Origin of the sequence: Oceanitalea stevensii, from assembly GCF_014837105.1 — a bacterium.
GTDB lineage: Bacteria > Actinomycetota > Actinomycetes > Actinomycetales > Actinomycetaceae > Oceanitalea > Oceanitalea stevensii.
In genome coordinates this window covers 592,159-610,946 of the sequence record NZ_JACSPO010000001.1, presented here as the reverse complement: position 1 = coordinate 610,946, position 18,788 = coordinate 592,159, and the positions used below count along the sequence as shown (strand labels likewise).

The following is an 18,788-nucleotide window of genomic DNA, read 5'->3' as shown; positions in this document are numbered from 1 at the left end:
CCTACGTCGCGTCGTCGGGTGGGAGCGTCGGCGAGGAATCCCGCTGCCGGCGAGGGAGGTACCGCGGACGGAAGGCCGGCCGGCGGGATCCGGCTGTCGGCGAGGGACGGGACGGGGACGGACCGCCGACCGGGCGGGATCCAGCTGTCGGCGAGGGAAGGGGCGGGGGACTCACCGCCGACCGGGCGGGATCCAGCTCTCGGCGAGGGAGGGAGGGAGGGGGCGCGGGTCAGATGCGGGCGCCGCGGGCGCGGCTGCGGACGCGGCGCTCCCACCGGTCCATCTCCGAGCGCAGCGGGGAGGCGAGGAACTCCCCCAGCGTGACGCCGGCGGCCAGCGCGAGGCCCACCGACAGCGCCCGAATCGCCAGCTGCCCGCCGCCGATGACGTCGCCGCCCTCGATGAAGTCGAACATCGCGGCGTAGATCGACAGGCCCGGCAGCATCGGGGTGACGCCGCAGACCGAGACGACGAGGCTGGGGAGGCGTCCACGGTCCCCGATGACACCGGCCAGCAGGCCGACGAGCAGCGCGGCGAAGAAGGCGGCTCCGGCCGGCCCGAGCCACAGGGCGTCGACGGCGTAGTACACCCCGGCCGCGACCGCGCCGACGAGCGAGATGAGCCAGATGTTCGAGGCCCGCGTGTACGACGCGACCGCCCAGGCACCCGCGATGACCCCGCCGCAGACGATCTGCACCAGCCCCGGCGGCGCGTTGCCGAAGACGTCGCCGATGTACAGCGGCACCCCCAGCCGCCGTCCGAGGTCGAGGACGAAGCCGATCCCGACGACGAGCCCCACCGTGTAGAGCGCCACCTCGAAGGACTTCGCCGCCGCGGTGAGCGGGTACCCGGAGATCGCGTCCTCGGCGGCGCCGACGAGCTGCATCCCGGCGAGGAGGACGACCATCCCCGAGGCGACGACGAGCGACGGCGGCAGCAGCGCCCGGTCCCAGCCGAAGGTGTCCTGCCCCCAGAGCAGGGCGATCGCCACGAGCGTCGCGATCCCGGCGCCCATGGCCTGCTGGAAGAGGTAGGGCAGGCCCCAGCGGCGCAGCACCCGCAGCACGCGGTCGATGAGGGCCGTCGTGCCGGCGGCGACGATGGCCACCTGCCACCCACCGCCGAGCAGCCCCGCGACGCCGGCGGCCATGACACCCAGCGCGAGGGTGACGACCCAGCGGCGGTAGGGGTGCGGGGAGTCGAGGACCTCCTCCAGCCGCGCGTGGGCGCGCTCGAGCGGCAGCCTGCCCGCGGCCGCGGCGTCGACCATGGCGAAGAGGTCGGCGAGGCGGCTGTAGTCCGAGGTGCGGACGTTGATGACCCGCATCTTGGTGATGGGGTCGTCGTCGCGGTCGATGGACGCGGAGATCGAGATGAAGGTGATGTCGACGTGGCAGTTGGTGACGCCGAAGGCGGCGGCCAGACGCAGCAGCGCGGCGGTGACGTCGGCGACAGGAGCCCCCGTCGCGATCATCGCCTCGCCCACCCGCAGGACGAGGTCGAGGACCGAGCGCTCGGTCTCCGCGGCGAGGTCGGACTGCCGGCGACGCGCGGACAGGGCGAGGGTGGGCGGACCGCTGCCGGCCACCACGCGCCGGGCGCGTTCACGGAGGATCGACTCACGGCGGACGTGGCCCGCTGCGCGCGGCGGGCCGTGGGAAGCGGTGTCGGGTTCGGGAGTCGTCGCCACGACTCCGACGCTACGGCACCGGACCGTCACGGGACGAGCGCCCACCGGCCGCTGTGACGGCGTCCACGGTGAGAGACTGACCGCCGTGTTCGATGCACTTGCCCGCGGCGTCATCCGTCGCCCCCGAACGACGCTCGCCGTGTGGGCGGTCCTCGTCGTGTCCTGCCTCGCCCTCGCCCTCGGGGCGGTCGGCGACGGCCTCTTCCCGAGCCTCCACTCCGGCGAGCCGCGCGTGCCAGGGGCCGAGAGCCAGGAGGGCCGCGACATCCTCTCGTCGTCGGCCGAGGACGGCGAGGAGGTGACGCTGCTCGTCCAGGGCACCGACCTCGAGGACCCCGACGTGTCCGCCGGCCTCGCCGCGGCCCTCATCCCGGTGCGCCAGGACGTCGAGGGCCTCGACGGCGTCGCCGGGGTCATCGACCCGTTCCTCGCCCCCGAGGGGCCGCAGGACCCGCTCGTCGCCTCCCTCGTCTCCACCTCGGCTGACGGGTTCCTCCTCATCGCCGAGCTCGAGCCGGGCCTGGACGACGGCGGTGCGGCCCGCAGGGCCGTGCAGGACCGCCTCGCGGAGGTCCCGGCGGAGCTGTCCGACGCCGCACCGGAGGCCCGTGGCATCGTGTCGAGCACCGAGCTGGTCGTGTCGGCGGTCACCGACCGGGTGGAGGCCGACCTCGCCCGCGGGGAGGCCATCGCGCTGCCGCTGTCCCTCCTCGTCATGGTCGTCGTCTTCGGGGGCTTCCTCGCCGCGAGCATGCCGCTCGTCGGCGCCCTCGCCTCGATCGCCGGCGGGCTCGGCGCACTCCTCGGCTTCGCCCAGGTCATCGAGCTCGACGCCGTCGTCGTCAACGTCGTCACCGTGCTCGGGCTGGGACTGTCGATCGACTACGGGCTGCTCATCGTCTCCCGCTACCGGGAGGAGATCGCCGACGTCGTCGCCTCGACCGCGAGCACCGGCCTGCCGCTGCGCCGTCGCCGGCGCCGGGCCCACGGGCGGGCCGCCGTCGAGGAGGCGGTGCGCCGCACGGTCCGGACCGCCGGGCGCACCGTCACCTTCTCGGCGGTGACGGTCGCGGTCGCGATCAGCGCCCTCATGCTCCTGTCCCCCGACATCCTGCGCTCGCTCGGCGCGGCCGGCGTGTCCGTCGTCGTCATCGCGCTCGCCACCGCCCTCACCCTCGTGCCCGCGCTGCTCGTGCTGCTCGGCGGACGGCTGCAGCGCCCCTCCGTCCTGTCCCGCGTGCCCGCGCTCGACCGCCTGCTCGGGCGCCTCGGTGACGTCGCCCCGGAGGACGGGGTCTTCTCGCGGCTCGCCCGCGGCGTCCACCGGCGCCCGTGGCTCGTCATCGTCGGCGTCGTCGCCGTCCTCGGGGTGCTGGCCTCGCCGGTGCTCGGGCTGCAGCTGCGGAACTCCACGACCGACCTCATCCCGGCGAGCTCGGACCAGCGGGAGTTCATCACCGTCCTCGGGGAGGACTACCCGGCCGCGACCACCCCACCCGTCCTCGTCGTCGCCGACACCGACGTCGCGACGGCGCAGACCTGGGCGCAGGAGGTCGCCGCGCTCCCCGACGTCACCGCGGTGGGCGAGCCGACGCCCACGGAGTCCGGTGAGCACGTCGTCCTCGGCGTCGACATCGCGTCCAGCGACGCCGGCGGGGAGGTGGCGACCGACGTCGTCCGCTCGATCCGGGACCTCGACCCCGGGTTCCCCACGTGGGTCGTGGGCCAGGCCGCCAACCAGGTCGACTTCATGGCGGCGGTCGCCGACGGCCTGCCGCTCGCCGGCGGGCTCGTCCTGCTCGCCGTCGTCGTCCTCCTCTTCCTCATGACCGGCTCGGTCCTCATCCCGGTCAAGGCCGTCCTCGTCAACGCGCTCGGCCTCGCCGCGGCGCTGGGCGTGACGACGTGGGTCTTCCAGGAGGGCCACCTGTCGGGGCTCCTCGGCTTCACGCCGATCGGCGGGCTGGAGACCTACGTCGTCGTGGTCGTCGTCGCCTTCGGCTTCGGCCTGGCGATGGACTACGAGGTGTTCCTCCTCGCGCGCATCAAGGAGTACTGGGACGCCGGCCACGACAACGACGCCGCCGTCGAGCACGGCCTGCAGCGCTCGGGGCGGATCATCACCTCCGCGGCGCTCATCATCACGCTCGTCTTCCTCGGCTTCGTCGCCGGGGAGCTCATGGTGATCAAGCAGGTGGGCTTCGCGCTGGCGGTCACCGTCCTCGTCGACGCGACGCTCGTGCGGATGCTCCTCGTCCCCGCGACGATGACCGTGCTCGGGAAGTGGAACTGGTGGGCCCCGGCGCCGCTGCGCCGCCTCCACGACCGGATCGGCCTCACGCACTGACGGCTGGGGCGCCGCCTCCTCGCGAGGTGCGGGGCTCTCGACCCTCACGGCAGAAATCCCGCACCTCGCGAGAGTCCACTCCGCTCCAGCAAGGGTCACGCCTTGACCCGGCCGGATCTAGTCTGTGGGCCTGCTCACGACGTTCTCGACCGCCTGGCCGACGGCGTAGCCCAGGCGCGTGTAGATGCGCCGGGCGGCGTCGTTGTCGGTCCAGATGCCGTAGTGGACGAGGGGGTGCTCCTCGAGCGCCCAGCGGGTGACGGCGGCCATCATCGCGCTGCCGACGCCGCGGCGGCGCCAGCTCGTGTCCGTGCCGAGGCCCGAGAGGTGGACCGGGCCACCCTCGGGGGCGTTGACGGCGACGACGCCGCGCAGCACGCCGGCGTCGTCACGGTAGCCCCACCACGCGAGGTCCGGGTCGGCGGGGTCGGCGCTCGTGTCCGGGTTGGCGCGCGACAGGCAGGCGCGCACCTCCTCGGCCGCGGCGGGACCCGTCACCGGGCCCACGTGCTCCTCCCCCGGCTGCAGCGGCGGCACGGCGGCCGACCACATCCAGTCCCACACCGGCCCGGTCCGCAGGCCCAGCCGCTCGCGCGCGTCCGCCGGGACGAGGTCCCACGTGCCACGCGTGAGCAGACCGAAGGGCACGGGAGGGACGCCGTCGGCGGCGGCGCGGGCGAGCGCGGACGCGAGCGCGCCCGGCTCGCCCGGCTCGCCCGCGCCCACGAGCTGCTGCCGCTCACCGGCGGCGCGGCGCACCCGCACGAGCAGGAGCGTCGCGCCGTCGGCGTCCCAGGCCTGCTCCTCCTGCCAGCGGCTGGCGTTGGCGCGGAGGAAGAGGTGACGCCCCACCTCAGGCGGTGGGAGCGGCCGGCTCGGCCTTCTTCGGCTTGGCGTCCACCCCGGCCTCGCGGCGCTGCTCGGGGGTGATCGGCGCCGGCGCCTGGGTGAGCGGGTCGTAGCCGCCACCGGACTTCGGGAAGGCGATGACCTCGCGGATCGACTCCGAGCGGGTGAGGAGGGCGACGATCCGGTCCCAGCCGAAGGCGATGCCGCCGTGCGGCGGGGCGCCGTAGGCGAAGGCGTCGAGGAGGAAGCCGAACTTCTCCCGCGCCTCCTCCTCGCCGATCCCCATCATCGCGAAGACGCGCTCCTGCACGTCGCGGCGGTGGATACGGATGGACCCGCCACCGATCTCGTTGCCGTTGCACACGATGTCGTAGGCGTAGGCCAGGGCGTTGCCCGGGTCCTCCTCGAAGCGGTCGATCCACTCGGGGGTCGGGGAGGTGAAGGCGTGGTGGACGGCGGTCCAGGAGCCGGAGCCGACCGCGACGTCGTCGTCCTCGCCCGTGGGCTTGAACAGCGGCGCGTCGACGACCCAGACGAAGGACCAGGCGTCCTCGTCGATGAGCCCGGTGCGGCGGCCGATCTCGAGGCGGGCGGCACCGAGGAGGGCGCGGGCCTCGCTCTGCTTTCCGGCGGCGAAGAAGATCGCGTCGCCCGGCTGCGCGCCGGTGGCGGCGGCCAGGCCGGCGCGCTCCTCGTCGGTGATGTTCTTGGCGACCGGGCCGCCGAGCGTGCCGTCCTCGCCCACGGTGACGTAGGCCAGGCCCTTGGCGCCGCGCTGCTTGGCCCACTCCTGCCAGGCGTCGAACTGGCGGCGGGGCTGGCTCGCGCCGCCGGGCATGACGACGGCGCCGACGTAGGGCGCCTGGAAGACGCGGAACGGGGTTCCGGCGAAGTACTCGGTGAGCTCGGTGAGCTCCAGGCCGAAGCGCAGGTCGGGCTTGTCGCTGCCGTAGCGGGCCATCGCGTCCGCGAAGGTCATCCGCGGGATCGGCGCGCTGATGTCGTGGCCGATGAGCGCCCACAGCTCGCGCAGCACCTGCTCGGCGACGCCGATGACGTCCTCCTGGTCGACGAAGCTCATCTCGACGTCGAGCTGGGTGAACTCCGGCTGGCGGTCGGCGCGGAAGTCCTCGTCGCGGTAGCAGCGCGCGATCTGGTAGTAGCGCTCCATGCCGGCGACCATGAGCAGCTGCTTGAACAGCTGCGGCGACTGCGGCAGGGCGTACCAGGAGCCGGGCGACAGGCGCGCGGGCACGAGGAAGTCGCGGGCACCCTCGGGGGTGGAGCGGGTGAGGGTGGGGGTCTCGATCTCGACGAAGCCCTGGTCGTCGAGCACCCGGCGGGCGGCCTGGTTGACCTTGGCGCGCAGGCGCAGGGCGTGCGCGGGCTCCTTGCGGCGCAGGTCGAGGTAGCGGTGCTTGAGGCGCGCCTCCTCGCCGACCTGGCCGGCGTCCTCGGCGTGCTCGGAGACCTGGAAGGGCAGCGGGGCGGCCGCGTTGAGGACGACGACGTCGCTCGCGATCACCTCGATCTCACCGGTGGCGAGGTTGGGGTTGGCGTTGCCCTCCGGGCGCTGGGACACCTCTCCGGTGACCTGGATGACGAACTCGGACCGCAGCTCGTGGGCCACGTCCTCGTCCCGGATGACGACCTGGGCGATGCCCGAGGCGTCCCGGAGGTCGATGAAGGCGACCCCGCCGTGGTCACGGCGGCGGTCCACCCACCCGGCGAGGGTGACGGTGGTGGCGATGTCGGCGGAGCGCAGCGAACCTGCGTCGCGAGTGCGGAGCACGAGGATCCTTCCCTTGGTCGGGCGCACCGCTAGACGGGCGGGCGCTCGGGCAATCCTAGTTCGCCCACCGGGCCCGGCTACCACCCCGGGTCCCCGAGGGGCGATGATCCGGGGATGACCCGCACGCCTGCCCCGGTGACGGCCCCGCCGGACCTCGTGCGGCTGCTGCTTGTCGCGTCCGTCGCGCTCATCACGATCGTCGCCTTCGAGAACCTCGCCGCCAGCGCCGCCCTGCCCGCCGTGAGCGCCGAGCTCGACGGCCTGCGGCTCTACCCGGTCGCGGCCGGCGCGCCGCTGGCCGCCCAGCTCGTCGCGACGGCCGTGGCCGGGCGCTGGGCCGACGTGCGGGGCCCGCGGCCCGTCCTCCTGCTCGGGCTCGTCCTCTTCCCGCTCGGCCTCCTGCTCGCCGGGACGGCGCCGTCGATGGCGGTGCTCGCCGTGGGGCGCGGTGTCCAGGGCCTGGGCGGTGGGCTGCTCATCGTTCCGCTGTACGTGCTCGTCGGGGCGATCGTCCCGGCCGCCCGCCAGCCGGGCTTCTTCGCGTGGTTCTCCGCCGCCTGGGTGGTGCCGGCCCTGGGCGGTCCGGCGCTCACCGGGCTCGTCGTGGACCACGCCTCCTGGCGCTGGGTCTTCCTCGGGGCGGCGGCGCTCATGGCCGTCGTGACGCTGGCCTTTGCGCCCCTCCTGCGCCACATGCCCGGCCGCGACGCGGAGCGGGCGGAGCAGCCCGCCGTCCGCGGGCTCGTCCTCGCGGCGACCGCCGCGGGTGCCGCCGTCGCCGTGCTCCAGGTGGCGGGGAGCGCGCAGGAGACGTGGTCGCTGCCCGCGGTGGGGGTCGCCGTCGTCGTCCTCGCGGTGTCGCTCCCGCGGCTGCTGCCGTCGGGGACGGTGCGGCTGCGCAGCGGTGTGCCCGCCGCCGTCGCCTGCCGGGCGTTGCTCAACGCGACGTTCATGACGAGCCAGACCTTCCTGCCGCTCCTCCTCGTGCGCGAGTACGGGTGGACGGTGACGGCGGCCGGCTTCGTCGTCGCGGTCTCCTCCCTCACCTGGGCGGTGGGCGCCTTCGTCCAGGGGCGGGTGAGCACGACCGCCGGCCGGGGTCGCCTCGCCTGGGCGGGGCCGCTGGTGCTCGCGGCCGGCACGCTGGTGACGGCGGGTGCCGCGCTGCCCGGTCTCAGCCCCTGGGTCGCGGTGCCGGGTGCGGCGGTGGCCGGTCTGGGCATCGGGATGGTCTACCCGGCGCTCACGGTGCTCGCCCTGCGGCTGACGCCCGCGGTGCAGCACGGGGCAGTGAGCGCCTCCCTCCAGGTGGCCGACGCGCTCGGTGCGGCCACCGGGCTGGCGGTCTCGGGCGCGCTCGTCCTCGCGCTCATCGACTCCGGCGGCACGGTCGCCTACCTCGCCGGCCTGCTCCTCGCGACCGCCGTCGGGCTCCTCGCCACGGCCGCCGGAGCCCGCACGCGGGACCGCTGAGCGCGGGGCGGGACTCGGCTCTCGGCGGGCAGGGCGCGTGCGTGTGCGGAGCGTCACCGCGCCCTCTCCCACGCCGGAGGCCGTCCAGCCGGTAGTCTGATGGCTCCTGGAGTGTGTATGTGCCGCCTCAGGTCCCGTGCGGAAGTGTCGCTGGTCGGGGCCCATCGCGGAGGGTGCGTCGCCTGCCTGGCGTGCGTGTAAGCCCCACTCCGCTATCTGATGGGTTGTCTTTTCTTGACTGCTGTCCTCACTGACCTTGCCCCCGCACGCCCGGAGACCGGTTTCGCCGATCTCGGGCTCCCCGACGACCTGCTCTCCGCGGTCGTCGACCTCGGCTTCACCACCCCCACCGGCATCCAGACCGAGGCGATCCCGCTGCTGCTCGCCGGCCGCGACGTCGTCGGCGTCGCCCAGACCGGCACCGGCAAGACGGCCGCCTTCGGGCTGCCGCTCCTCGCCGCCGTCGACCCCAAGCTGCGCGCCGTGCAGGCCCTCGTCCTGGCCCCCACCCGTGAGCTCGCGCTCCAGGTGAGCGACGCCATCGCGACCTTCGCCTCGCACCAGCGTGGCCTCACCGTCCTGCCGATCTACGGCGGCTCGAGCTTCACCCCGCAGCTGCGCGGGCTGCGTGACGGCGCCCAGGTCGTCGTCGGCACGCCCGGCCGCGTCATGGACCTCATGGAGAAGGGCAGCCTCGACCTCTCGCACGTGCGCTTCCTCGTCCTCGACGAGGCCGACGAGATGCTCCGCATGGGCTTCGCCGAGGACGTCGAGCAGATCGCCGCCCGCGTCCCCGCCGGCCGCCGCACCGCCCTCTTCTCCGCGACCATGCCGGCCGCGATCAAGCGCGTGGCCGCCACCCACCTCAACGACCCGGTCCGCGTCAGCGTCACCCCGGCGTCCTCGACGGTGAGCAACATCGAGCAGACCTACGCCGTCGTGCCCTTCCGTCACAAGACCGGTGCGCTGGCCCGGGTCCTCGCGGTCAGCGACGTCGACGCCGCCATCGTCTTCGTCCGGACCAAGTCCGCCGCCGACGAGGTCGCCATCGAGCTCGCCGGCCGCGGCATCCAGGCCGCCGCGATCTCCGGTGACGTCGCGCAGAAGGACCGCGAGAAGCTCATCGACCGGCTCCGCTCGGGCACGCTCGACGTGCTCGTCGCGACCGACGTCGCCGCCCGCGGGCTCGACGTCGAGCGCATCGGCCTCGTCGTCAACTTCGACGTGCCGCGCGAGACCGAGACCTACGTCCACCGCATCGGCCGCACCGGCCGCGCCGGCCGCAGCGGTCGCGCCCTCACCTTCCTCACCCCCCGCGAGCGGGGCCAGCTGAGCCAGATCGAGCGCGCGACGGGCAGCCGCCTCAAGGAGGCCGACATCCCCAGCCCGGCGGACGTCTCCGCCCACCGGGCCAACTCCATGCTCGCCAAGGTCGGGGACCGGCTCGCCGCCGGCCGTCTCGACCTCTACCGCGAGATCCTCGACGGGTCCGAGCACGACCTGCGCGAGATGGCTGCCGCCCTGCTCGCGATCGCCGTCGGCGACGACGGCCCCGCGCCCCGCGAGGAGCGCGGCTTCGAGGACTCCGGCCCCCGCCAGCGTCGCGAGGAGCGTTACGACTCCTCCGGCGAGTTCGTCGGCGCCACCTTCGAGGAGGGGCGCGACAACGCCCACCGTCACGCCGGCCCGCGCACCGGCCGCGCCGGCACCCGCCCGCGTCACCGCGACGGCAACGGCACCCGCTACCGCGTCGAGGTCGGCCACCGCGACGGCGTCCAGGCGGGCGCGATCGTCGGGGCCATCACCGGCGAGGGTGGCCTCCGCGGCCAGGACCTCGGCAAGATCGACATCTTCCCGAGCTTCTCCCTCGTGGAGATCAGCCAGGAGCTGAGCCCGGAGACGAGCCGGCGCATCGCCGCCGCGCGCGTCGCCGGCCGCCCGCTGAAGATCCGTCCCGACACGGGCCCCGGCCCGCGCAAGCCCCGCCGCTGACACGTCAGCGTCCCTGGGAGCCGGTCGTCCGCAGCAGCGGGCGGCCGGCTCTCGGCGTTGGTGGGCGGAGCGGCGCCGTGAGCTACCCGGTTCACCTCAGCCAGGGCTGAGCGGGCGAGGGAGCTCGGACGACACGCGGGTAGGCCGGCAGGTGGACAGCGACGTCTCGCGGGCAGCCGGCTCTCGGTGTTACCGGGCGGCGAGCTCCACCGCGGCGGAGAACTCCCGGTAGCGGTCCAGGTCGGCGCGCAGCGGCTCGACCATGACCCGCGTGGCCGCGCCCTCGACGGCGGCGGACAGGCGACCGCGGGCGCGCCGGGCCGCGCGTCGCGCCCCGACCCGTGCGAGCAGCCGCCCCGCGAGGGCGAGCAGCAGCCCAGCGACGAGACCACCGAGGAGCAGCGCCGTCGGCCAGGGCAGCGGCCCGGCCATCGGTGTCTCGGGCTCCGGCAGGCGGAGGTAGCCGAGCACGGCCAGGGCGCCCAGCCACGCCGCCCCGGCCAGCGCCGTCGTGAACAGGAGCAGCCCGAGCACCGACCACAGCCGCCACCACGACGGACGGTGCTCGGCGCCCAGGTCGGTGCCGGCGACGGCGGTGTCGAGCGCGTCGACGAGCACCGGCACCCGGTCCTCGGTCCGCTGGGTGACCGCGCCCCGCCAGGGCTCGGCCATGCCCTCGGTGGCGCCCCACGCGAGGTCGTGGACGCCGGTGCGCACACCCGCCTCCTGCGCCGGAGTCGGCGCGGGCAGCGACGACGCACCGGCCGCGGGGCTCTCGAGGTGCAGGCGCCGCAGGGGGTCCGGGCGCAGTCGACCCAGCCACCGCAGCGGCGGCCAGCCCACGTGCCGGCCGGCGCGACGGCGGTAGGAGCGCTCGACGGCGGTGACGACCTCCCTCACCCCGGCCGCCGAGGCGCACACGTCGACGAGGTCACCGGCGTCCGGCGCCGAGGACCCACCGCCGGCGGTGTCGCGCAGGCTGCCGGCGACCGTGCGCACGTCCGCCTCGAGCCGCTCCCGGGCCGCGCGCCCCTCCCCCGCGAGCCGGGCGAGCCGGCTGCGGAGCTCGGGCACGCCGGCGCCGGTGCGGGCGGAGGTGGTGAGGAGCTCGACGTCGCCCATCCCGTCGTCGGCGAGCACCTGGCGCAGGTGGGCGAGGACGCCGGGCAGCTCGTCGGCGGGCAGCCGGTCGGCCTGGTTGAGGACGACGACGCTCACGGCCGCGTGCTCGCGCAGCGGGCGCAGGTACTCCTCGTGGACGACGGCGTCGGCGTACTTCTGCGGGTCGAGGACCCACACGAGGGCGTCGACCCGCTCGGCGAGGCGGGCGGCGACGGCACGGTTCTCCACACGGGTGGAGTCGATGTCCGGGAGGTCGAGGAGGACGAGGCCGGACAGTGCCGGGTCGGTGGGCCGCAGCCGCCGGTCGGGAACCTCGAGCCAGTCGAGGAGGCCGGTGGCACCGGGGGCGTCCCAGACGGCCGCCAGCGGCTGGGTGGTGGTCGGGCGGCGTGCGTGGACGGCGGACAGCGGCTCACCGACGAGGGCGTTGAACAGGCTCGACTTGCCCGAGCCCGTCGCACCGAGCAGGGCCGCGACGGTGACGCCGGGCGCGAGGGCGCTGCGGGCGCCGGCGCGCTCGAGGACCTCGCGGGCCGGCCGCAGACGGGCCGGTGGCACGGTGCCCTCGCCCAGCTCCACGGCCGTCGTCAGGGCGCTCACGCGCTCCTCGAGGAGCGGCGCCCGGGAGCGGCGCCTCATCGGCCCCCCTCGATGGACCGCACCGCGTCGGCGGCCGCGCGGAGCCCGTCCCCGGCGCCGGCGTCCACGCCCAGCGCCGTGACACGCTCGAGCCAGGGGCGGCGGTGCTCCTCGAGGAGCCGGTCCACCCGCTCACCCAGGTCGCGCTGCGCGTGGCGCGCGAGCTCACGCACCGCCTGGTCACCGAAGACCATCTCGAGCACCTTCTGACCGACGACGGCCGTACCGCCGGCCACGCCCACCTCGATGCCGGTGAGGCCGCCGGAGAAGGCGAAGACGACGAGCATGAGCGTGACGCCGGAGGCGTTGACGCCCAGGGAGAGCATCCGGGCGCGCACGCGCCGGTCCTCGCCCTCGGCGCGTACCCGCTCGAGGAGGGCGCGCTGCCAGTCACGCACCTCGGCGGAGACCTCCTCGGCGAGGCGGGGCCGGTCGGCGGCGGCGGGCCGGGGCGGCAGGCCCTCGAGGGCCGTGGTCCCGCCCGGCAGGCCCTGCCAGGCGCGGCGGGTCTCGCGCTCGGCGCGCTCCACCTCGGAGACGACGAGCGTGACGAGCCCGCTCTCGATCGCCTCCTCGGCGCGCGCCTGGGTGGGCGGGCGCCCGCGCAGGAAGCCCGCCACGCGGTCGCGCAGGCGGCCGACGGCGGCCTCCACGCCCCGCAGCCACTCCCCCGTGCCGACGAACTCCTGCCACCGGGCGAGGACCTCCCCGCGCAGCAGCGTGCCGTCCTCGGTGGCCGCCATGACCTCCTGGGACGCGGCCGCGTGGTGCTCGACGGCGGCTGCCGTGAGGGCGTCCACGGCCTGGGCCTGGGCGTCCGCGGCGCCGGCGATGTCGGCGGTGCCGCGCAGCACGCCGGCGACCGCCCCGGACAGGGTCTGGCGGGCGACGCTCGCGCGGGTGCCGGCGTCGGCGACGAGCCCGGTGAGCCAGGTGCGCACGGGCTCGATGTCGGCGTCGGGCAGGCGGCGCGCCGCCCCTGCGGGCTGCTCGGAGACGACGAAGAGCGGCGCGTGCGCGAGGCCCTCGGCCTCGAGGCGGTCGGCGAGGTCGGCGCGGATCTCCCCGGCCGTGCCGGGTGGCACGCGGTCCAGGACGACGGTGACGACGACGCGCCGGGCCGCCGCCTCGCGCAGCAGCTCCCAGGGCACGGCGTCGGCGTAGCGGGCCGCCGTCGTGACGAAGATCCACAGGTCGGCGGCCGCGAGGAGCTGGGTGGCGAGGCGGCGGTTGGCCGACACGACGGAGTCGATGTCCGGTGCGTCGAGGAGGGCGAGGCCGCGCGGGACGGACCCGGCCCCGACGAGGCCGAGCTCGGTGATCGGCTGCTCCTCCTCCACCTGCGGCGCGGCCGGTGCCGAGCCCTGCACACGGGCGAGCCCGGGCAGCACGCGGTCGCCGGTGAACCAGGCGGCGTCGTCGGGGTGGTGGACGAGGACGGGGCGCCGGGTCGTGGGCCGGATCGCCGACGCGCGCGAGACCTCCTGGCCCACGAGGGAGTTGACGAGCGTCGACTTGCCCGCCCCGGTGGAGCCGCCGACGACGGCGAGCAGGGGCGCGTCGAGGCGCTCGGCCCGGGGCAGGACGTAGTCCTCCAGCTGGTCGACGAGGCCGCGCTGCAGCCGGCGGGCCTCCTCCACGCCGGGGAGGGCGAGCGGCAGCGCCGTGTGCGCGAGCCGCTCGTCGAGCGTGCGCAGGCGCGTGACGACGTCGTCGCGCGGCTCCCCGGAGGCGTGGGTCATCTCAGGTCCGCTGCACCGTGGGCAGGAGGTCCTCCGCGGGCGGGGTCCAGGTCGCGGGGTCGGCGGCCTCCTGGTCGCCGGAGCGGATGTCCTTGACCTCGTGCCCCTCCGCGCCGAGGAACCAGACGAAGGGGATCCCGAGCCGGTCGGCGTGTCGGATCTGCTTGCCGAACTTCGCGGCGGTGGGGGCAACGTCGGTGGGGATGCCGCGGGCGCGGAGGGCGGCGGCGACGTCCTCGCTGCGGCGGCGCTCCTCCTCCGAGCCGACGGCGACGAGGACGGCGGTGGGGACCGCGCGGCTGGCGGTGGCCAGGCCGGCGCCGAGGATGCGCGCGACGAGCCGGGACACGCCGATGGACAGGCCCACGCCGGGGTAGGTGCGCGAGCCGTCGGAGGCGAGGGAGTCGTAGCGGCCACCGGAGCAGATCGAGCCGAGGTCCTCGTGCCCGACGAGCGTCGTCTCGTAGACCGAGCCGGTGTAGTAGTCCAGGCCGCGGGCGATCGAGAGGTCGGCGACGACGGTGCCCGGGACGCGCTCCTCGGCCGCCTCGACGAGCGCGACGAGCTCGGACAGGCCCTCCTCGAGGAGCGGGGTGCTCACGCCGAGGGCGCGCACGCGCTCGGCGACGCCCGCGTCACTGCCGCTGATCGCGGCGAGCTGGAGTGCCTGGCGCGCCTGCTCGGGGGTGGCGCCGGCGTCCTTCTCGAGGAGCTCGGCGACGGCGTCGGGTCCGATCTTGGCGAGCTTGTCGATGGCGCGGAGCGCCCCCTCGACGTCGGTGAGCCCGATGCCGGTGTAGAAGCCCTCGGCGATCTTGCGGTTGTTGACGGCGATGCGTACCGGCGGGACGGGCAGCGCGGACAGCGCCTCGGCCATGACGAGCGGCAGCTCGACCTCGTAGTGGAAAGGCAGCGTCTCGGATCCGACGACGTCGACGTCCGCCTGCGTGAACTCCCGGAAGCGGCCCTCCTGCGGGCGCTCCCCGCGCCAGACCTTCTGGATCTGGTAGCGCTTGAAGGGGAAGACGAGCTTGCCGGCGTGCTCGAGGACGTACCGGGCCAGCGGCACGGTGAGGTCGAAGTGCAGGCCCAGGCGCTTCTCGGAGGAGGAGCCGCCCTCGTCGTGGAGGCGGCTGACCGCGTAGACCTCCTTGGAGGTCTCCCCCTTGCGCAGGAGCTCCTCGACGGGCTCGACGGCGCGGGTCTCGATGCCCGCGAAGCCGTGCAGCTCGAAGGTGCGGCGCAGGACGTCGAGGACGTGGGTCTCGACGGCGCGCTCGGCGGGCAGCCACTCGGGGAATCCGGACAGGGGGGTGGGACGGGCCATGGGAGCGATCCTAGTGAGGTTCGGCGGCTGGGCCGGGCTCAGGCCAGCGCGCGGGCGATGAAGGGGTTGGTCGCGAGCTCGCGCGCCGTCGTCGTCGCGGGTCCGTGGCCGGGCACGAGGAGGGCGTCCGCAGGCAGCGAGGAGGCGAGCTCACGCAGCGTACGGCGCATCGTCGCCTCGTCCCCGCCCGGGAGGTCGGTGCGTCCGACGGACCCAGCGAAGACGACGTCGCCGGTGAGGACGACGGGGCCGTCGTGGGCGGTGACACCCGCCTCGGCGAAGGCCGGCCCGGTGAGGGCGGTGACGCCGTCGAGCCGCCACAGGGTGCTGCCCGGCGTGTGGCCGGGTGCCGCGACGGCGTGGAGGACGACGCCGGGGACGGGCTCGTGGGCGCCGGGGCCGACCGGACGGACGTCGCGCACCGGCTGCCACGGTGTGCCCGCGAGCGTGGCGAAGGCACCGCCGACGGCGCCGAGGTGGCCGGCCGGGTCGGTGAAGCGGTCGGCGTCCTGCGCCCCGACGAGCACCGGCGCCTCCCCCGCGACGGCAGCACAGTCCCACAGGTGGTCCGCGTGCCCGTGGGTGACGACGACGGCGCCCACGTGGAGGCCGTGACGGCGCAGCACGTCGTGGACGAGCGGTGCGGAGCCGGCGCCGGGGTCGACGACGACGGCGGGCCCGTCGGCACCCGCCGCGAGGACCAGGGTGTTGGTGCCGAAGACCGGCGAACGCAGGCCGTGGAGGAGCATCCGACCACCCTAGCCAGCGGTCTCCGGGGCGCCTGCCGACGAGCCGGGCAGCACTCGGGCGTGAGGACGGTCACGGCCGGGCCTGGTTCCGCCTAGACTTGTCGGCGTTCGTTCGTCGCGGTGCCGCCGGGCACCACCACCAGGAGAATTCGTGACCCGCAGCAGCAAGCAGGAGCGCGCGTACCAGAAGCGCCGCCAGGAGAGCTGGGACAAGCGCAGCCGCGAGAAGGCCGCGCGCCGACGCCGCACGACGATGGTCGTCGCCACGATCGTCGGCCTCGCCGTGGTGGCCGCGGTCATCGCGCTCCTCCTGATCAACCGGCCGGACGCCGAGGAGCCGGAGGCCCAGCCGACGGACACGGCCACCACCGCACCGACCGAGGCGCCCGCTGCGCTCCCGACGACAGACCCCGAGCTCTACGACGCCGCACCGGACCCGGCCGAGGCCGAGGGCCGCACGTGGGACGTGACCATCCAGACGAGCGCCGGCGACATCGCGATGGAGATCGACGGGGAGAACGCGCCCCAGGCGGCGGCGAACTTCCTGCGCCTGGCGCGTGACGGCTTCTACGACGGCACCGCCTGCCACCGGCTGCTTCCCGACTCCCTGCTCCAGTGCGGTGACCCGACCGCCACGGGCACGGGCGGACCGGGGTACAGCTTCGGGCCGGTCGAGAACGCGCCCGAGGACGACGTCTACCCGGCGGGCACCCTCGCCATGGCGCGTCAGAGCAACAATGCAGAGTCGATGGGCAGCCAGTTCTTCATGGTGTTCGCCGACGTCCCACTTCCGTCGGACACCGCCGGCGGTTACAGCGTCTTCGGTCGTGTGACCGAAGGGCTGGACATCCTCCAGCAGGTCGGCTCGGCGGGCACCGTCGAGGGCACTGAGCAGCCGGCCCTTCCCGTCACCATCGAAGGAGTGACCATTGACTGAGCAGCAGACCCCGCACCCCGCGGACGAGCCGACAGCGGACGCGATCGAGAGCGTTGCGCTGACGGAGCAGGGGGGACTGCCGCCTGCGCCTGCTGCCACGCAGGACGCTCCCGTCGAGGAGACGGAGGCCGAGCAGGCCCAGGCCCCCAGCGAGCAGGCCGAGGCCCCCGCCGAGGCTGCCGAGCAGGCCGCTGCTCCCAGCGAGCAGCCGGCTGAGGCACCGGCCGAGCAGCCCGAGGCGGCGACCACAGCCGCTGGCACCCCCGCCGAGCAGCCCGAGGCACCGGCCGAGCAGCCGGAGGCGGCGACCGCAGCCGCTGACACCCCCACCGGGCAGCCGGAGGCACCGGCCGAGGCGTCCGAGCCGGCCGAGGCTCCTGGCGAGCAGCGCGACGCGCCCACCGAGCAGGCGGAGGCGCCCGCCGAGCAGGCGGACGCAGCAGCGGAGGCACCCGAGCAGGCTGACGCTGCTGCAGAGTCCACCGAGGCTCCCGCCGAGCCGACCGACGCCCCCGCCGAGCAGGCCGAGGCTCCGGCCGAGCAGGCGGAGGCTCCCACGGACCAGGCACCGGCTCCCGCCGAGCAGGCCGAGGCGTCCGCAGAGCAGGCGGAGGCTCCCACGGACCAGGCACCGGCTCCCGCCGAGCAGGCCGACGCGTCCGCCGAGCCGGCCACGGCCGAGCCTGGCGGCACGATCGAGGCGGAGGCCGCGCAGGCGGCCGCGCCCGCGCCCCGGCCGGCGGCCGTCCCGCGGCCGCTGCCCAAGCCCTCGGCGCTGCGCAAGCCCGCGGCCCGCGCGCCGCAGGGCGCCGCGCCCGCGCCGGCCGTGGTCACCCCTGTCCTCGACGACGCCAAGGAGGCCGCCGCGGCGGCCGCCTGGGGCCGGGTGGACCCCGACGGCACCGTCTGGGTGCGGGAGGCCGCCCGGGAGCGCACGGTGGGCCAGTACACCGGTGCGGACATGGACGAGGCCCTGGCCTTCTACGTGCGCCGCTTCCTCGACCTCCAGGCCCAGGTGCTCCTCTTCGAGACCCGGCTGCCCCAGCTGCAGACCAAGGAGATCGACCAGACCCTGACGACGCTCATCGAGGCCCTGGCCGAGCCGGCGGCCGTCGGTGACCTCGACGGTCTGCGTGCCCGCGTCGAGGTCCTGCGCGAACGCGCCGCGGCCCGGCGCAAGGAGATCAGCGCGGAGCGCGAGGCTGCCAAGGCCAAGGCGCTCGAGGAGCGCACCGCCGTGGTCGAGCGCGCGGAGGCCATCGCCGCCGCGGACCCGGCCAGCACCCACTGGCGTTCCAGCGGTGACGAGCTGCGCACCCTCCTGGACCAGTGGAAGCAGGCCCAGCGCTCGGGGCCGCGTCTGGACCGGCCCACCGAGGACGCGCTCTGGAAGCGCTTCTCGCGGGCGCGGACGACCTTCGACCGCAACCGGGGTCACTTCTTCTCCCAGCTGGACGCCACCCAGTCGGAGGTCAAGCGGGCCAAGGAGCAGCTCATCGCCGAGGCCGAGGCGCTGTCCACCTCGACCGACTGGGGGCGCACGTCCGCGGCCTACCGGGAGCTCATGGACCGCTGGAAGGCGGCCGGCCGCGCCAGCCGCAAGGAGGACGACGCCCTGTGGGCGCGCTTCCGCGCTGCCCGGCAGGCCTTTTACGAGGCTCGCGAGAGCGAGAACGCCCAGATCGACGCGGAGTACGCGGCCAACCTCGAGGTGAAGCTCGCGCTGCTCGAGCAGGCCGAGGCACTGCTCCCGGTCACCGACCCGGAGGCCGCCAAGGCGGCGCTGCGCCCGATCCAGGACAAGTGGGACGAGGCGGGCAAGGTCCCGCGGAACGACGTCCAGCGGGTCGAGGGCCGGATGCGGGCGGTCGAGCAGGCCGTCCGTGAGGCGGACCAGGAGCGCTGGAGCCGCAGCGACCCGGAGAAGAAGGCTCGCGCCGAGGGCGCGGCGGCCCAGCTCTACGAGGCGATCGACGCCCTCGAGCAGCAGCTGGCCCAGGCCCGCGCCGCGGGCGACGCCCGCGCCGAGAAGGAGGCGGCCACCGCCCTCGAGGCGCGCAAGTCCTGGCTGGACCAGATCCTGCGCTCCGCGGGAGCCTGAGCCCGAGCGAGGCGGCGGCGTCATGGAC

12 protein-coding genes are annotated in these 18,788 nt (G+C 75.3%); 5 read left to right on the top strand and 7 right to left on the bottom strand.

Annotation, left to right across the window (positions count from 1 at the left end):
• Positions 1-229 precede the first annotated feature (229 nt).
• The gene (locus H9624_RS02825; protein ID WP_251838383.1) at positions 230-1,690 is read right to left on the bottom strand and encodes a threonine/serine exporter family protein; all 1,461 of its coding nucleotides are present in this window, start codon (positions 1,688-1,690) and stop codon (positions 230-232) included.
• Between the two features lie 85 nt (positions 1,691-1,775).
• Between H9624_RS02825 and H9624_RS02820 the strand changes: the two genes are divergently transcribed.
• Positions 1,776-4,037, top strand: coding sequence for an MMPL family transporter (locus H9624_RS02820; protein WP_251838382.1), 2,262 nt, complete (start codon positions 1,776-1,778; stop codon positions 4,035-4,037).
• A gap of 117 nt (positions 4,038-4,154) precedes the next feature.
• Here the strand turns inward: H9624_RS02820 and H9624_RS16805 are convergent, their stop codons facing one another.
• Both H9624_RS16805 and aspS read right to left on the bottom strand, forming a co-directional pair.
• Entirely contained in the window at positions 4,155-4,889 is a 735-nt protein-coding gene (locus H9624_RS16805; RefSeq protein ID WP_251838381.1) for a GNAT family N-acetyltransferase, read from the bottom strand.
• A 1-nt stretch (position 4,890) separates the two neighbouring features.
• Complete coding sequence (gene aspS, locus H9624_RS02810; protein ID WP_251838380.1) at positions 4,891-6,678, bottom strand: aspartate--tRNA ligase; 1,788 nt, start codon at positions 6,676-6,678, stop codon at positions 4,891-4,893.
• Between the two features lie 114 nt (positions 6,679-6,792).
• On the opposite strand from aspS, the gene H9624_RS02805 reads away from it, so the two are divergent.
• Positions 6,793-8,151 carry an MFS transporter gene (locus H9624_RS02805; protein WP_251838379.1) on the top strand — a complete coding sequence of 453 codons (1,359 nt, stop codon included), beginning with the start codon at positions 6,793-6,795 and terminating at the stop codon, positions 8,149-8,151.
• Between the two features lie 219 nt (positions 8,152-8,370).
• Positions 8,371-10,143: a DEAD/DEAH box helicase gene (locus H9624_RS02800; protein ID WP_372435085.1), complete on the top strand. Its 1,773-nt coding sequence runs from the start codon at positions 8,371-8,373 to the stop codon at positions 10,141-10,143.
• Positions 10,144-10,332: 189 nt separating this feature from the next.
• Here H9624_RS02800 and H9624_RS02795 read toward each other — a convergent pair whose 3' ends face one another.
• From H9624_RS02795 to H9624_RS02780, 4 genes are read right to left on the bottom strand one after another with little or no spacing between them, the layout of a single operon-like run.
• Positions 10,333-11,904, bottom strand: coding sequence for a GTPase (locus tag H9624_RS02795; RefSeq protein WP_251838377.1), 1,572 nt, complete (start codon positions 11,902-11,904; stop codon positions 10,333-10,335).
• Positions 11,901-13,646 carry a dynamin family protein gene (locus tag H9624_RS02790; protein WP_251838376.1) on the bottom strand — a complete coding sequence of 582 codons (1,746 nt, stop codon included), beginning with the start codon at positions 13,644-13,646 and terminating at the stop codon, positions 11,901-11,903. Before H9624_RS02790 ends, H9624_RS02795 begins: the two co-directional genes overlap by 4 nt.
• 1 nt (position 13,647) lies before the next feature.
• Positions 13,648-14,973 (bottom strand): histidine--tRNA ligase, encoded by a 1,326-nt coding sequence (gene hisS, locus H9624_RS02785; RefSeq protein ID WP_251838375.1) that lies wholly within the window; start codon positions 14,971-14,973, stop codon positions 13,648-13,650.
• Between the two features lie 38 nt (positions 14,974-15,011).
• The gene (locus tag H9624_RS02780; RefSeq protein WP_251838374.1) at positions 15,012-15,722 is read right to left on the bottom strand and encodes an MBL fold metallo-hydrolase; all 711 of its coding nucleotides are present in this window, start codon (positions 15,720-15,722) and stop codon (positions 15,012-15,014) included.
• A gap of 151 nt (positions 15,723-15,873) precedes the next feature.
• Between H9624_RS02780 and H9624_RS02775 the strand changes: the two genes are divergently transcribed.
• Together H9624_RS02775 and H9624_RS02770 are read left to right on the top strand one after the other, a co-directional pair.
• Positions 15,874-16,659: a peptidylprolyl isomerase gene (locus H9624_RS02775; RefSeq protein ID WP_251838373.1), complete on the top strand. Its 786-nt coding sequence runs from the start codon at positions 15,874-15,876 to the stop codon at positions 16,657-16,659.
• On the top strand, positions 16,652-18,760 hold the full coding sequence (locus tag H9624_RS02770; RefSeq protein ID WP_251838372.1) for a DUF349 domain-containing protein: 2,109 nt from the start codon (positions 16,652-16,654) through the stop codon (positions 18,758-18,760). The genes H9624_RS02775 and H9624_RS02770 overlap by 8 nt, the downstream gene beginning before the upstream one ends.
• The last annotated feature ends 28 nt before the right edge of the window (positions 18,761-18,788 follow it).